The sequence below is a fragment of the Pontibacter sp. BAB1700 genome (assembly GCF_000277005.1).
GTDB lineage: Bacteria > Bacteroidota > Bacteroidia > Cytophagales > Hymenobacteraceae > Pontibacter > Pontibacter lucknowensis.
Map to the genome: position 1 here is coordinate 1 of NZ_AKIS01000020.1, position 15,279 is coordinate 15,279.

A 15,279-nucleotide genomic window follows, 5' to 3' on the forward strand; every position below is an offset into this window, starting at 1 on the left:
CGTTACATAGTCCTGCCCTTTAGCGGTAAAGGCGTCAATGGAGAGCTGGGTTAGGTCGATCAGCTGCACGTTCAGCTCCCTGGCAACATCCTTCACGGCTTGCGGGTAGTCACCGTGCACGTTACTCAATTTGCCGTCTTTCCAGGGATAGTTGCGGTTCACGGGGGTCAGCAGAATAGGTATAGCGCCTTTCTCGCGGGTCTGGTGCACGTACAGGCGTAGGTACTCTTTGTAAGCTGTCACGTTGGTGTAGCGCTCCGGCTTGTTCTCGGCGGCATCGTTGTGGCCAAACTGCATCAGCACCAGGTCGTTTTTCTGTAGCGCCTGTATACCTCCGCCCATCGTCCTTCCTCAAAAAAGGTGCGTGTGCTGCGCCCTCCGCGGGCTTTGTCGGCCACAATCACACTGTCTGCCTTAATCAGGTGACGAAGCTTGTTCAGGCTGTCCGGTCGCATAAAAGGCTGAAACACCTGGCCCCATCCGGCAATCGGGTAGCGGGTGGTCATGTAGTCCTTTTCGTCATAGTTGCCGGTGTAGTCGGCTACAGTGGAGTCACCAATCAGGTATACCGTAACCGGCTTCTTCTTCTTGGATGGAACAAAAGCCATTAAAGCCAGGCTCAAAAACAGTAGTGAAAGGGTCAGCTTCTGCGTCATGGTCATTTTATTTTTAAACTTCAGATGGATAAAAAAGCATGGCCCTAAAGTGACCATGCTTAGTGTTTCAAATGAAAGTTCTTACTACTCGATGTTGAGTGCCGTGCCAGTCAGGTCTTTTCCTTTGGATACCTGCTTGGTGGCGTCTTTGAAATCTTTTTTCTCCAGGCGTACCTTCTCCGTTTTTGGTCCCAGTACCCGCACGGCTGGTTCCTTGCTCTCGTTGAAGCTAAAGCCCGTGAGATCGATGTTCTTGCTATTGTAAATGGTTAAGGCAGGTCCTTGCTCCGTCTCCACCCTCACGTTTTTAAGCACAATGCCGTCAGAGTCTACAGCGGTTATACCTTTCTTCGCCTTCAGCACGGCATTCTCGATGTTCACATTCTGCAGGTTCATCTCTGGCAAGCCCTGCAGCGCCAGCGCCTCGTCAGCACCTGCCACACGAATGTTTTTCATATAGATGTCCTTGAACGAAGGGGTTTCTTCTGTTACCGGCATCAGCTTCTCTTCCTTTTTAGCACCGCCTTGCTCAGCATCCATGGTCGGTGAGTTTCCACCGTAGAATAAGTTAAAGCTGATGGCCTGTGTAGGAATGTTGATCATGTCAATATTCGAGATGTAGATGTTCTCTACCACACCGCCACGGCCACGTGTGCTCTTGAAGCGCAGACCGATGTCAGTGCCGATAAAGGTACAGTTGGAAACATGCACATTTTTCACCCCGCTCGACATCTCGCTACCCACTACAAAACCACCATGACCATGGTATACCACGTTGTTCTTCACGATCACATTTTCGGTAGGTATACCCCTATCGCGACCATGTTGGTCTTTGCCGGACTTAATGCAGATGGCATCATCTCCCACATCGAAAGTGTTGTTGTAGATGACAGAGTTCTTGCATGACTCCAGGTCCAGACCGTCGCCGTTCTGCGAGTACCAAGGGTTGCGCACCGTCAGGTTACGTATGGTCACGTCCTCGCACATGAGCGGATGAATGTTCCAGGCCGGAGAGTTCTGGAAGGTAGGGCCGTCGAGCAATACCTTCTTGCAGTTTATCAGGCTAACCATTACAGGTCGCATGAAGTCCTTGATCGGCTCAAATTGCTCTTTCTCCGTCAGGTCAAGCGGCACATTGAAGTTACCGGTTACAGCTCCGCGCTTAGAGCTTTCAGTAGGATACCAGATCTTACCATCGTCGCTCAGCACGCCACCTGATTTCAACAGCGTCTTCCACTGCGATTCGGTCATTTTGCCTTTCTTCACCGGTCTCCAGGCATCGCCGTTTCCATCGATCACACCTTTGCCGGTAATGGCTACATTCTCCAGGTCACGACCTGAAATCGGGGACTGGCAACGGAAGGTGTTCAGGCCCTCAAAGCTGGTTTTCACAAGTGGATAGTCGTCAAAATCCTTGCTGAACAGCACCAATGCCCCATCTTCAACGTGCAGATTGATGTTGCTTTTGAGCACAATAGGACCAGTTAGCCACATACCACGCGGCACGATCACTTTGCCTCCTCCTTTGGCTACTACATCGGCAATGGCTTTCTCAAAGGCTGCTGTGCTCTTGGTCAGGCCATCGCTTACTGCACCAAAATCGGTGATGCTGACGCTGTAGTTGCCGAAACTTGGCTCCTGCACACGTGGCATATCAAACTCGATGCCTTCGTATACCCAGTCGGTATTGGCAGTGCTGGCTGCCGTTGCCACAGGGGCAGTTGTGTTGGCAGTTGCAGTCGCAGCAGGCTGTTGCTGGCAGCCAAATTGCAGCGCACCGGCTATACCTACCAAAAGGAACATGCGGTTTTTAATGAACTTTCTCGTAATCATACCTTAAGGGATTAATCTCTAACTGAAATCTTGGTTGAATTTGGGGTGATGCGGAACCAGTCTACATCAGCGTAACCGGAGTCGTTGGTTTTGCCGGGGCGGGTGGCGAACAAGCCCACTTTAGCGCCAATCCAGCGGCCAGGTACGGCTGTAAAGGGAGCACCTACCGATTTGTAAGTCGTGCCGTCTTCGCTGTAGCTGAACTGGCAGGCGGCGTCTTTACCTACATTCACCCGGAAATACACTTCATTGCCATTCAGCTTACCCAGCACCTCTTCATTTTCAGGTGTGCCTTTGTCAGCTTTAGTAACGGTGTTGTAAGTCAGGTATAGCCCATCGGGCTTGCTCACCAGGGATACATAGGCATAGTCTTCGCCCATCACGATCAGGCCGGAGCGCTCGTCCTGCAGTTTTGGGTTGGCTGTAAATTTAAGTTTGGTAGTGGCCGTGAAAGTCTCTGCCGGGAACTTCTGCAGCAGGAGGTTCGGTACGTCCCAGTAATTTTTAAAATCCTCCGGCAGCTGTTCGGTGAACAGGCGCAAATGTCCTTTGGTGCCGGTGGCAAAAGCCCAGGTTGCTTTCGGGTTGGCATGCCACTGCCACTGCAGCCCCAGGGCATGACCGTCAAATTCATCGGATTCCAGTGGAGTAGCTACAGGGTATACCTTACCCACATTCGGTTTCTGATAAGTCAGTACCGGTTCGCCTTTGCCGTCGCCGTCTTTGTCTATACCTATCACAGGCCAGTCGTTCACCCACTTCACCGGGTTGAGGTGCACTACGCGGCCATAGGCTTCGATATCCTGGAAGTGGATGAACCAATCTTCGCCTGTTGCAGTCTCGACCCAGGCACCCTGGTGCGGACCGTTGATCGGTGTGCTGCCCTGGTCCATCACGATCTTCTCTTCATAAGGGCCATACACGTTCTTCGAACGCAGCACCAGTTGCCAGCCCGTAGACACGCCACCGGCCGGTGCAAAAATGTAGTAATAGCCGTTGCGCTTATAAAACTTCGGACCTTCCACTGTTGGATGCGCGTCGTGTCCGTCAAAAACCATCACGCCTTCGTCCAGTACACTGGTGCCATCCGGGCTCATTCGGTTCATCGTGAGGATACTCTTTATACCTGCCCGGCTTCCGGCCCAGCCATGCACCAGGTAGGCCTTGCCGTCTTCATCCCAAAGCGGACAAGGATCAATCAGGCCTTTGCCTTCCTTTACCAGCACTGGTTTTTCCCAATTCCCTGCCGGGTTTTTGGTCTTTACCATGTAGATGCCGAAATCCGGATCGCCCCAATAGATGTAGAACTCGCCGTTGTGATGGCGGATGGCAGGTGCCCATACCCCGTTTCCGTGCTGTGGCTTGGAGAAGTGATCATAAGGCGTGTTACGATCAAGTGCGTAGCCGATAATGCTCCAATTTACCAGGTCCTTGGAATGCAGTATCTGCAGACCGGGTATAGCATTGAAGCTGGAGGAGGTCATGTAATAGTCTTCGCCCACCTGCACTACATCCGGGTCGGAATAGTCGGCGTGCAGGATCGGGTTCTTATATCGGCCATCGCCCAGGTCAGCCATCCAAACCTCTGAAACAGGGGCTGGTGTTGATTGTATCGTCTCTGCGGTTGCGCTCGTGTTGTCCTGTTGCGCCAGCCCTGAGCAGGAACTGAGTAGCAATGAAAAACAAGCGGCAGCGTAAAGTACAGGTTTCTGAGTCATGGCAATTGTGTTTCAATGATGTAAAGGTCTATTTACTGGCTGTCCCGAATTTCTCTCCCGGTATCCAGCCATCGAATATCTTCTCTAAGGTATAGTCGCTGAGTTGTCTCTTGCTGAGCTGATGCGACCAATCGACCGCTTGCCAGCCCTGGCACCCGGTCCTTTGGATTTATATTCTGCGTAGAAAGTCGTCTGCTCGGCCTCCGGTTTGTTCCAGTTGTGCCAACCCTCCGGCCTAATGTGCGGACCGAGGTAGCTGTTGATGAACACCGTCTTGGCATGCGGTCTCCAGGGACGGCCCAGATAGTAAGATCCTTTCGGAGCGTCGCCCGTGAGGCGGCAGTTCAGGAAAACAAACCCGTAGGGAGCGCCCTCCACAGTAGAAGCGGCCGTTACGTAGCTGCCGCCTTTTTTGCTGTAGATCTCACAGTTCTCAAACACAGCCGTGGACCAGCCAAAAATAAAATCGGTCGTGCCTCGATGTAACAGTTCTTGTAATACTGACGGCTTTTCTCACCGTGCGGGTATAGCGTGTCCTGGTTGCCCAGAAAACGGCAGTTGGTAAACATCACTCTGTCTCCGTCGATGCGCACCGCCACCGCCTGCCCTACCGGACCAGCGGAGTTCTCGAAAGTGATGTTCTCAGCTGAGAAGTCATCTCCGAAAATAAAAAAGCTGGTTGAGCCGGTCGTGCCCATTTCTTCGCCGAAGCGGTTCTTTTTGGAGGCGTAATCGTCATAAGTCAGAATGGTATGCTGCACATCCTCCCCCACCAGTTTCACCATGGTTTTGGAAGTCGGCAGTACCAGTTTCTCTTTATACACGCCGTTTTTGATGTAGATGGTCGTGGTGTTTTTGCGGAAATCCGGCACGGCATTGATGGCTTCCTGCACTGATCTAAAATCACCGCTGCCGTCCTGTGCCACCACAAAGTCATGCCCCTGCCCTTTTGCAATAGCAAAGGACAACAGCAAAGGAATCAGTAACAGGTATAGCTTGTGCGTCATTGTCGTGATCAGGTTTACTTGGCGGCAGCCGCGCTTTTCAGTTCTTCAAATTCAATGGAGGCCATGATGAACGGACCAACTGCCTTCGGGTCATTGTCGCGTTTCGGTTCGGAGATGTAGTACTCGTAGGTACCTTCGCGGTAAGGTTTGCCACCCAGACCGGCTACGGCACATACCTCCGTGATGCTGATGCCGCCGTCTGCATCCTGTCGGATGAAGTTATCCAGAATACCCTGGTAGCCTTTGGTTGCCGCCTGCATGTAGCTCTGGTCCAGGTAACCTTTCTTGCTGGCCTTCACCAGAAAGTAAGTGAACATGCTCGAAGCAGATGATTCTAGGTAATTGCCTTCACGACCGCCCTGGTCCACTACCTGCCACCAAAGGCCTGTTTTCGGATCCTGGTACTGCACAACGGCTTTGGCTAACTTCTGCGTGATCTGCAGTATCTCGGCGCGCTTCGGGTGGTCCTGTGGGAAGTAGTCCAGCACATCGACAAGCGACATGGCAAACCAACCCATGGCACGGCCCCATACCTCCGGCGAGCGGCCTGTCTGCGGGTCTGCCCACTGCTGTTCGCGGCTCTCGTCCCAACCGTGGTGGTAGAGTCCTTTTTCAGGGTTCCAGGTATACCTGTCGATCAGGTGGATCTGGTTGGCTACGTCGTCAAACAGGGCGGGCTCGTTATACTTGGCAGCATACTGCGCCAGGAAAGGCGAAGCCATGTACAGTCCGTCGAGCCACATCTGGTGCGGGTATACCTTCTTGTGCCAGAAGCCGCCCCCGCTGGTGCGCGGGTGCGTGCGCATCTGGTCACGCAGGTTATCAAATGCGATCTTATACCTTTCGTCGCCCGTCTCTTCGTAAAGCTTGATCAGGAACTTGCCCGGGTTGACCCGGTCGATGTTGTAATCAAGTTTTTTATAAGTCCGAATGGTGCCGTCCTCCGTGATCATGGTGTTGGCGAAGGTTTTGATGTAAGTGAAGTACTTCTCGTCGCCGGTGTGCTTCCATACCCGCTCCAGTGCGCTGGCAAACAACCCCTGGGTATAGTCCCATTTCGGCTTCGGCTGAAAGTCGATCATCCAGCCCTCCGGACTTCGCTTCATCTCGGAGTCGGCCATCTGCACCGACCAGGGTTTGGCTTCTTCCTGTGTCACAGCCTGGGTCTGTTGTACCGGCTCACCTGTTTTGCAGGCGGTGGTCAGGAGTATCAGTGCGGCCACTGTGTAGCGTATCAGTTTCATAAGCTTGTAATATTGCGTAGGCTTTTCAGCCTCCTTGTTCGTTCAGATTATTTCGTACCTGCAGCGCTTGTCGCTTTCAGCTCAGGTTTCCAGTTGTCTTTTCCGGCCAGAATCGTTTCAGGCGTATAGCGCTTCGCTTCTTTCGCCGTCAACTGCCTGGACCATTTCACCCGCTGCGCAGGTATAGCGCCGGGGCCAGAGGAATTGTATTCGGCATAAAAAGCTGTCTGCTCGGCCTCCGGTTTGTTCCAGTTGTGCCAGCCTGCCGGCCGGATGTGCTTGCCGAGCTGTGTGTTCAGGAAAACCGTCTGTGCGTATGGTCGCCAGGGTCTGCCCAAATATACCTGTAGCTTTTCGTCAGCCGCTGTTACGGTGCAGTTCAGGAACACAAAACCAAAAGACTGTCCTTCAGGTGTAGAGGCCGCCGTGATGTAGGAGTTCTTTTTGCACTGGATGGTGCAACGCTCAAACACCGACGTAGCCGGTCCGAAAATGAAGTCAGTCGTACCCTCGATGTAGCAATCCACGAAGTACTGCCGGCTGCCACTCACGCCCACATATAGCGTATCCTGGTCTCCGATGATGCGGCAGTTTTGAAACACCGCCCGGTCGGCCTCCACGTGCAGCGCCACGGCTTGGCCTACCGGTCCGGCAGTGTTCTCAAAAGTAATGTTCTCGGCTCTGAAGCCATTGCCCTGTACCAGCACGGTATAGGACGTAAAAGTATTGATGTCGCCTTTGCCCGAGTAGTCGTCCCAGGAAATAATCGTCTTGTGCTTGTCCTCCCCGATCAGGGTGATGTCGGTCTTCCAGGAAGGAATCACCAACTTTTCCCGGTAGGTGCCATTCTTCACAAAAACTTCCACGCCTCCAAGCGGGAAGGCAGGTATAGCATCGATTGCCTCTTGCACACTGTTGTAGTCACCGCTGCCGTCCTGCGCCACCACCAGCTTTTTGTGTTGCGCCTGCACGGCTAAGAGGCTAAAAGTAAACAGTATAGTCAGAAGGTATTTCATGTACTATAGTTCAGTTGCTGGTTTCACTAAGCTGTTCAGGTATACCTCTACATTGGTGTACTGCCTGCCCAGGGTATAGCCGGCCGCATCTGCGGGATTTGTCGGGTCCAGATTGTGCTGCCGCTCCCAGGCATCCGGCATGCCATCCTGATCCTTGTCTTCCGGTGCCGGCGCCGACTTCAGCTCTGGCCAGCCGCCCACATCCTGCTGCGAATCGATGATGCCGTTTTTCTTTTTGCCGCTGGTTGGTTTGCCAGAGCGCACGTCGGCTACTACGCGGGCATCCACAGCGTCACGTTTGTGGCTGGCGCCCGCGTTAGCCAGCACCAGTTCGTAAGCCTGCGACGCATTTTGTTCTTTGATGGCTGCCACCTCAAAAGGATTAACCGTCTTCACAGAATCTATATGATCGGCCTGCACACCACCCGCCCAATTATCCTGGGTGATGGCCGGATGGCCTTCCACGTGATTGCCCGCTACATAGAATTTGCCGTATGGCTGCGATGGGTTTACAATGCGATCGGTTTTGGATGAAGCTGTCGCAGGACCTGCCTTGTAATAATTGTTCACCATATTATAGCGGCCCTTCTCTCCACCGTAGGAACTGTTGTGCACCCAGTTGAATATCACGTTGTTTCGGAAATCCACCAGTTCATCCGGGCTGTTCGGCGTGGACTTGGAGCCGGAGAAACGAGGTGTGCGGCTGCTGTGGTTGGCGATCAGGTTGTGGTGAAAGCTGGCGCCCTCCCCTCCCCAGATGCCGCCGTAGCCATGGTTGCCCTTGGCATGCACCGACTCGTTCAGGCTTTCGGAAATGATGCTCCACTGCAGCGTAAAGTTCTTGTTTCTGTAAAAAGAGGCGCATTCATCCGTAGCCCAGCTCATCGAGCAGTGATCAATGATGATGTTGCTGCGGCCTTTGTTGCCACTCAAAGCGTCTTCCTGCTGCTCGGTCACGTCGCCCAACCGGAAACGCAGATAACGCAGGATTACGTTGTCAGCTTTAACGCTCACCGGGTAGTTGCTGATGCAGATGCCATCGCCGGGAGCTGACTGCCCCGCGATGGTCACATCGCCATTGTTGATGTCCAGCGGTTCTTTGAGCGCGATGGTGCCTGACACGGCAAACACGATAATACGTGGTCCTTTTTTCTGAATGGCCTTGCGCAAACTGCCTTCCCCACTGTCTTCGAGGTTAGTGACATACACGACCTGACCGCCGCGCCCGCCAGTGGTATATTTACCAAAGCCCTCCGCACCCGGAAATGCCAGGGGCTTTGAGTCAGCAGGTAGAGCTGGGGCCGTGGATGCGGTCACTGCCTCTCCGGTAGACCCGACAGGTATACCTGTCGGGTGCGTTGCGCACCCAGCCAGGCATACTACCAATAGCGCCACGCTATTTGATATCAATTTCTTCAGGTCGTTTCGGGTTGTCATGCTATTCAGTTTTATGCTACCGGTATAGGTGCTCTTTCCAGGGCTATACCTTATTTGTCTTTAGAATTTTAACTGCACCGGGTTGGCAAGCTCACGGGCTGTTCTGTCAAGGTACTGCAGGAAAGCGGCTTCATCTTTTATACCTTCCGGCTCCAGCTCCCAGGCTGCCAGGTAGTAGTACTCCAGCTTGTTGCCATTCGGCTTCAGCTTCACCACATGGCTGTGTTCATCTGCGGTAAATTCCATAAAGTCCTGCGGGCGGAAAAGCACCGCTATACCCAGGTTGTCGCCTTCGCCGTTCAGACTCTGCTTGCCGTAAGTGGCGATGTAGCCCCATTCCCCGTTGCCGCCTTTCTTGGTATGCAGCTTGGCTCTTTTGTCTTTGATAAGACCTGTAGCCAGGTTCTGCGGTTCGTCACCTGCTATACCTACCTGGTGGTGCGTCAGTCGTGTACCGGCGTGTATGTTGATGTTGGAGTTAATGTTAAGGTTCATGTCGGCGATCTTCCAGCCGTAGTAGTTTGTGCGGATGGACGAGTATACCGGTCCGTTTTCGGTGATCACGCTGATCATGCTGTCGGTTTCGGCCATGCGGTTGGCAGCTCCGTTGTGGAAGTGCGCCAGTGTGCCTACGCCCAGCGACTTGGCTACTTTGAGCACATCCATGCCCCAGTCCTGCAGTTCGTGGTACGAGTCGTAACCGTCCTGCCCTGCCTTTTGCAGCACCATGTCGTGGGTAGTTTTGCCGAACACATCGGTACCATTGCGCCAGTCCAAGTAAAAGCGGTAGCCCACCTTATCCGACTCCCAGCCCGGACCTTCGTAGCGGATATAGTAAGAGTGGTCGGTCACTTCATCCGGCACTCGCAGTGAGTCCACATTCTGGAAGGTCCCGCCAATATACTTACGGTCTTTAAACTCACCGCCCACTTTGTGCGATAGTTCGGCCTGCGTGCGCTTGGTATAGTTGCGGCTGGCTTCCCCGTTTTCTTTGTAGCGCACCGTAAGGGTACGGCTAGCTTTGGGGGCCATTTTGTCGAGCACCAGGTATACACCCGGCTTGTCGCCGTCTTTGTGATTGAACTGGCTCGCTATTTCGGTTTTACCATCCAGCACCACAAAAGCACGGCTGTTGAAATTCGGATACTTCTTCTGCAGCTCCCGAGCGCTCAGGTATACCGGGGCACTTTCACGCTCCTGACTAAGGGGATTCGTCACTTTCACGGTGAAGGACTTCGGGTACTCCTTGCGCAGATCCTGGGCTGAAAGGTTGAGGCTGAGCAATACAGCCGCTAACACACACGCTCCTTTTTTCCACACCTTCATTTTGGTATTCATTTTCACTGTTATCGTCTTTATTTCACCTGCTCTTTAATGATATCCTGCACCAGACTGTTGATGTACACTTCGATATCGTCGTAGGCAGTGCTTAGATTTCTTTTGTCCTGTGGCTTGTTCGGGTCCAGTTTATGGGCCATCTCCCAGTCATCCGGTATACCGTCGCCGTCTGTGTCTTTTGCAGCTGACTTCGATTTCAGCTCAGGCCAGCCGCCCACATCTTCCTGCGAATCGATGATGCCGTTTATGCTGCCGCTGGAACCGGGTGCCGTGAAAGAGTTATTGCGCACATTGTCCACTACGCGCACATCCACGGCATCACGCACTAAGGACGCTCCGGCATAGTCCAGCACCCTTTCGTAAGCAACTTCAGCCGTATGGGTCGTCACATTGTTATTGATCGGGTGCGGAGACTCCAGGCGCATGGCTGCTTTATCGGCGGCAGATACAGTGCCGTAGCTGCCATGAAACTGGTTGTACACCCCATAGGTCCAGTTGTCGTTCGTGGCGCGGGTACTGCCCTCCACCACGTTGCCGTTGATGTAGAACTTGCCCCAGATGCCGTATACCTCTGTGCCTGCTGTTTTATTTTTATCAATCGAGAAAATCCGCTCTTTTTTGGTCGTGAGAGGGCCTGGTTTGTAGTAGTTGTTCACGATGTTGATATTCATCGCTTCTCCGCCATAGGCGCTGTTGTTTCCCCAGTTGAAGGTCACGTTGTTGCGCATGTCCACCAGGTCGGTGAGGGCAAAGGCTTTGCCAGCTTCCTCGCCAAAACGTGGGTTGCGGCTGTCGTGGTGGGCCAGCAGGTTGTGGTGAAAAGACGCATTCTTGCCGCCCCAGATGCCGCCGTAGCCATGTGCTCCTTTTGCATGGGCAGAGTTGCGGAGGCTTTCTGAAATAATGCACCACTGCAGCGTGAAATTCTCGTTGGCGTAGAAAGACACGCACTCGTCAGTCGACCAGCTCATCGAGCAGTGGTCGATGATGATGTTCTTGCGAAATCTCCCTTCCAGCGCATCGGCTTCCTGCCCGGCCGCGTCTCCCATCCGGAAGCGCATAAAGCGGATGATCACGTTATCCGCATTCACAATTACCGGATAGTTACGGATGGTAATACCGTCGCCCGGAGCTGTTTGCCCGGCTATGGTCAGGTCTCCGTTGCTGATGGCCAGCCTGGAGTTCAGAGCAATCGTACCTGACACTTCAAACACGATGATCCTTGCACCCGGCGTAGCAACAGCAGCCCGCAGACTGCCGGTACCGGAGTCGTTCAGGTTGGTCACTTTGATCACCTTACCGCCACGGCCACCTGTTGCATCCTTACCAAAACCCTCCGCACCCGGAAAGGCAAGCGCTTGCTCCACAACAGGAACAGGCCCTTCGGCAGTAGGTTCCTCTACCTTTGGTTCGGGCTCAGACTTACTTTTGCAGGCTGCAAACGACAAGGAGATTCCCAAGGCAGTCAGACATACCCACAACCCTGTTTTGGAAGCAAGATGATACATGGCAAGCTAATGTTAAGGTAGGTGTGGCCTGCATCAGACCACACCTGTTAAATTATTTATCTCCAGCGAGGGTCGCCAGCATTGTTACGGCCCTGGAAGCTGTTGTCGATCAATGTGAAATCACCGTTTCTAGGGTCCTTGAACAGATCAAACGTGGTGCCACTGTAGGTTGACACGCCCGGTATTTCATTTGAATTCACCACCAGGTCAGACGTCACGTGGGTGCTGCCGGATTCTATCAGGGTATTACTGCCGGCCCTTATACCTGACACAGCCCTGTTACCTCCCGCACTCTTTCCGATTCCGAAAATGGAGTTGTTCACTTTGATACCTCCGGTTACATCATTTGAGCCATAGTCGATCAGGTAACGACCACCCTCCGGCACTTCGCTGAAGGTGCTGTTTTCGATCAGGATGGAGCGTGATGGTGCCTTGCTGGTCATAAAGCGCTCGATCTTATAGAAGGTGCTGTTCTTATACACGATGTCTTTCACATCTACACCCGCATTATCAATCGTCAGCACGGCATAGTTTGATAAGCTGTCTACCACACTGTTCAGAATCTGGAACTTGTCCACGACTGTGCCCGCGCTCGTCAGACGCACAAGACCTCTGAAGATCTCGGCATGGCAGGATTCAAACTTGATCTTACCGATAGAGAAGGCTTTGTTCACGTTCATCACGTAGCGGCTCGAGTAGTTGTCGCTGCGCATGGCCACGCTCTTGAAAACCACAGAGTCAATCTGGCTACCTTCTACGAAGTTGAAATTGCTGGTGAAGTAGATCTCAGCCAGCTCCGGGTTGAAGCTGTTGGCACTCATGATGGTAACTGATCGGTCGAGGTTGGTAGTAGACGAGATCGTATAGCGCGTACCTCTTTTCAACAGCACCGTACTGCCTGAAGGAATCTGTGAAAGTGTGTCTTGCAGTACAGAAGGGCGATTTGTAATGCCAGTCAAATCAATAACTTCTCCGGCAAACGAAGCGGCCTTTGTAGTGAAGTTGCGTGTGCCTTTAGAAGAGTTGTTCCGGAAGATCTCTGCCGTATACGCCGTACTCGGACGAAGCCCTTCGATCAGTATCTGCCGTGCCTGCAAATCAGCTTCTGTGAGCGGCACCTCGATCGGATTGCCGGCAGGTGCAGTCGGCGTCAGCACGATTCGGGTCAGCCCCGGTGACTCACGCCATTTCAGGATTACGGCATTCTCGATCACATCGGAGTCGAACATCGACTCAAATATCTGCTCTCCTCTGATTCTGAACCGGTTACTCACCACTGGCTTAGACTCTGGCCTTTCGCCCAACGCATTGGCCCAAATGCGGGCATAGTAATCTACTCTTGCGTCTAACTGATCATCTGTGAAAACGACACCAGATGTATCTGTCTGCACGGTAAGCAGAACCGGTGTGGCAAAGAGCGTATCAGCTGCCACTTCCACCGTATAGGTCACGCCGCTGCTGGCTGTCGTGTAGAGCGATGGGTTCCAGGTGAGCTTTACCTGTTTCTCCCCGCTTACGGACTGAATCGCACCAGCTGGTGTGAACATGCGCATCAGTTCGAGTGAGTCCACTTCCTTTTTACAGGCCACCGTTACCAGCCCCAGCATCAGCACAGGAACCAGCGTACCGGATATTTTCTTTAAATATTTTGTCATCTCTTGATAGCTTAGTTTCATGATCTGATTAAAAATTAATATCCGTAGTCCTGTGTTAACCTGAAGTTCTGGTTAAGCACACCAGAGTAGATCGGGAACAACTCAGACTGACCAGGCTGGAACGCAACAGCGAACTGCTCTGCATAGGTATCATTTAAGGCAGCACGCCAGTTCTTGCGGGTATAGCCTTCCGGCGTAGAGGTTGGCCCTGGGGTATGCATCACTTCTGACACGGAACCTCCGAATAGATCCAGTCCTGCCATCTCCTGCGCTACAGTCGGGCTGTTGCGGAATGGCGTCAGCTTCACGTACACATAGTTTGGCACATTGGCATACTTGCCCGTTCCGTCACGGAACTGCACCAGCTCAGCACGGGTCTGGTTGATCATGCTCTCCAACTGGTTCCAGCGGATCAGGTCATATTTGCGAACTGCCCTCACCCCCGAACTCCAGAAAGCGCTCCTGCGCCACCGCCTGGAAGAATCCCTGCTGGTCGGTTGGCGTTACACCCATTCTATCTTCGTGTCCGGCAAAAGCTCTTCTTCTTACCGCTTCATAGGCGGCTATTGCCTCGCCGCTTGGTCCTCCATTTAGTTCGTTATCAGCCTCGGCAAACATCAGCAGCACGTCGGCATAGCGCAGAATCGGCCAGTTGATGCCTAGAGTCTGGTTAGTACCAGTTATACCTGTCCAGTATTTTCTGAACTTACCATCACGCATCAGGATGGAGGTAGACAAATCGATCTGGTCGTCTTTGTTGATGGAGAAGTAAGCCAGCGTTACATCTCTTCTGATATCTCCTACCGGATCAAAGGCATAGAAGTAAGTTGGGATGGCTTCCAGCTGGCCGTTTGCCTGACCATAGCTCGAACTGGCGTCTATACGCAGTCCGTTTGAGTAACCGAGCTTACTGTCTGTTCTGGCATTACCACCGTAGGCACCTGCTTCAAAAATGCGCTCACCCGTCGGATCCATGGAGCTGGTGTGCAGTCCGCGGAAGATATTCTCGTAGCTTGGGTTCAGGCCATGCTGACCGCTCTGTATGATATCCCAGGTTTCGTTACGGGCTATCTGGTAATAGTCTTTATAATCAGATCGACGCTCCATGGCGCGGCTCTCTCTTCTGAGTGAATAACCGCCACGGGCCAGGGCCAGGCGTGCGCGCAGGCCTTTCACGGCACCCTTCGTCACGCGTGTGCTCGGGTCACCCGACTCTGAGCGCCACGGCACCAGCTCTGCCGCCAGCTTCAGGTCGTCCAGCAAACGGTCATAGATCTCGTCGCGGTCAGTTTTAGGGATGTTGAGGTCCGGAATATCAGCTGAAGGCTCAAACTGCGCCGGCACATCACCCCAGTTGCGAATCAGCTCGTGGTAGAAAACGGCACGCAGTGTCAGCGCCTCACCGTGTAGTTTTCGCATGGCTGCCTGCTCGGCAGGCGTGCCGTTGTTGTACAGGTTGGAGGCAGGTATGTACTTGATGGCAATGTTGGCTCTTTCTATACCTGAGTACAGCTCCAGGAAAGGTCTGAACAGCTCCGTGTTATCCGGGTGCACGCCATAACCACTGATTCCTCTTCTATCGAGCGGGTTATAGGCACCACCCACCCTGAAGTCATCGGCAGCGTTCGGGTACAGGGTAGAGATGCGGCTGCCGTAGGTGTTGTCACCCATCAGCCTGTTGTAAATGCTGATAACGGCTGAGTTAGTGTAGGAAACACTGGTAAAAACCGCATCCTGCGAAATAGTGGAAGGGTTCTCCACATCCAGGTAATGCTCACAGGATGTAAATGTCAGGCTTCCCCCCATGGCAAGGAACAGAACAAGCGACTTTATATAGGACTTTTTCATCTTTGCTAATGCTTTAATA

At 53.0% G+C, this 15,279-nt stretch carries 12 protein-coding genes and 1 pseudogene; all 13 read right to left on the reverse strand.

The window, feature by feature from the left end; all coding sequences use genetic code 11:
* A partial coding sequence (locus tag O71_RS25030; protein ID WP_237717683.1) for a GDSL-type esterase/lipase family protein occupies positions 1 to 342 on the reverse strand: 342 nt, incomplete at its 3' end.
* Positions 297 to 608: a hypothetical protein gene (locus O71_RS25035; RefSeq protein ID WP_237717684.1), complete on the reverse strand. Its 312-nt coding sequence runs from the start codon at positions 606 to 608 to the stop codon at positions 297 to 299. The genes O71_RS25030 and O71_RS25035, both read right to left, overlap by 46 nt.
* 132 nt (positions 609 to 740) lie before the next feature.
* Positions 741 to 2,489 (reverse strand): glycoside hydrolase family 28 protein, encoded by a 1,749-nt coding sequence (locus O71_RS02945; protein WP_007653060.1) that lies wholly within the window; start codon positions 2,487 to 2,489, stop codon positions 741 to 743.
* An 11-nt stretch (positions 2,490 to 2,500) separates the two neighbouring features.
* The gene (locus tag O71_RS02950) at positions 2,501 to 4,066 is read right to left on the reverse strand and encodes a glycoside hydrolase 43 family protein (protein WP_007653062.1); all 1,566 of its coding nucleotides are present in this window, start codon (positions 4,064 to 4,066) and stop codon (positions 2,501 to 2,503) included.
* Positions 4,067 to 4,235: 169 nt separating this feature from the next.
* Positions 4,236 to 5,214 (reverse strand): annotated as a pseudogene (locus O71_RS02955) (pectinesterase family protein).
* Between the two features lie 14 nt (positions 5,215 to 5,228).
* Positions 5,229 to 6,458 (reverse strand): glycoside hydrolase family 105 protein, encoded by a 1,230-nt coding sequence (locus O71_RS02960; protein WP_007653065.1) that lies wholly within the window; start codon positions 6,456 to 6,458, stop codon positions 5,229 to 5,231.
* A gap of 47 nt (positions 6,459 to 6,505) precedes the next feature.
* Positions 6,506 to 7,474 (reverse strand): pectinesterase family protein, encoded by a 969-nt coding sequence (locus tag O71_RS02965; protein WP_007653067.1) that lies wholly within the window; start codon positions 7,472 to 7,474, stop codon positions 6,506 to 6,508.
* Between the two features lie 3 nt (positions 7,475 to 7,477).
* On the reverse strand, positions 7,478 to 8,911 hold the full coding sequence (locus O71_RS02970; RefSeq protein ID WP_007653070.1) for a polysaccharide lyase family 1 protein: 1,434 nt from the start codon (positions 8,909 to 8,911) through the stop codon (positions 7,478 to 7,480).
* Between the two features lie 60 nt (positions 8,912 to 8,971).
* The gene (locus O71_RS02975; protein WP_007653072.1) at positions 8,972 to 10,249 is read right to left on the reverse strand and encodes a DUF4861 domain-containing protein; all 1,278 of its coding nucleotides are present in this window, start codon (positions 10,247 to 10,249) and stop codon (positions 8,972 to 8,974) included.
* 17 nt (positions 10,250 to 10,266) lie between these two features.
* Positions 10,267 to 11,757 carry a hypothetical protein gene (locus tag O71_RS02980; RefSeq protein WP_007653073.1) on the reverse strand — a complete coding sequence of 497 codons (1,491 nt, stop codon included), beginning with the start codon at positions 11,755 to 11,757 and terminating at the stop codon, positions 10,267 to 10,269.
* A gap of 56 nt (positions 11,758 to 11,813) precedes the next feature.
* Positions 11,814 to 13,412 carry a DUF5123 domain-containing protein gene (locus tag O71_RS02985; protein ID WP_007653074.1) on the reverse strand — a complete coding sequence of 533 codons (1,599 nt, stop codon included), beginning with the start codon at positions 13,410 to 13,412 and terminating at the stop codon, positions 11,814 to 11,816.
* A 35-nt stretch (positions 13,413 to 13,447) separates the two neighbouring features.
* Positions 13,448 to 13,852 carry a hypothetical protein gene (locus O71_RS25040; protein ID WP_237717685.1) on the reverse strand — a complete coding sequence of 135 codons (405 nt, stop codon included), beginning with the start codon at positions 13,850 to 13,852 and terminating at the stop codon, positions 13,448 to 13,450.
* Entirely contained in the window at positions 13,830 to 15,260 is a 1,431-nt protein-coding gene (locus tag O71_RS02990) for a RagB/SusD family nutrient uptake outer membrane protein (protein ID WP_237717686.1), read from the reverse strand. The genes O71_RS25040 and O71_RS02990 overlap by 23 nt, the downstream gene beginning before the upstream one ends.
* Positions 15,261 to 15,279 lie beyond the last annotated feature (19 nt).

Bases quoted from the DNA above. Each gene is read 5' to 3' on its own strand.
- O71_RS02990 (WP_237717686.1), bottom strand. From the start codon at position 15,260: ATGAAAAAGTCCTATATAAAGTCGCTTGTTCTGTTCCTTGCCATGGGG.
- O71_RS02965 (WP_007653067.1), bottom strand. From the start codon at position 7,474: ATGAAATACCTTCTGACTATACTGTTTACTTTTAGCCTCTTAGCCGTG.
- O71_RS02975 (WP_007653072.1), bottom strand. From the start codon at position 10,249: ATGAATACCAAAATGAAGGTGTGGAAAAAAGGAGCGTGTGTGTTAGCG.
- O71_RS02970 (WP_007653070.1), bottom strand. From the start codon at position 8,911: ATGACAACCCGAAACGACCTGAAGAAATTGATATCAAATAGCGTGGCG.
- O71_RS02950 (WP_007653062.1), bottom strand. From the start codon at position 4,066: ATGGCTGACCTGGGCGATGGCCGATATAAGAACCCGATCCTGCACGCC.
- O71_RS02980 (WP_007653073.1), bottom strand. From the start codon at position 11,757: ATGTATCATCTTGCTTCCAAAACAGGGTTGTGGGTATGTCTGACTGCC.
- O71_RS02985 (WP_007653074.1), bottom strand. From the start codon at position 13,412: ATGACAAAATATTTAAAGAAAATATCCGGTACGCTGGTTCCTGTGCTG.
- O71_RS25035 (WP_237717684.1), bottom strand. From the start codon at position 608: ATGGCTTTTGTTCCATCCAAGAAGAAGAAGCCGGTTACGGTATACCTG.
- O71_RS02945 (WP_007653060.1), bottom strand. From the start codon at position 2,489: ATGATTACGAGAAAGTTCATTAAAAACCGCATGTTCCTTTTGGTAGGT.
- O71_RS02960 (WP_007653065.1), bottom strand. From the start codon at position 6,458: ATGAAACTGATACGCTACACAGTGGCCGCACTGATACTCCTGACCACC.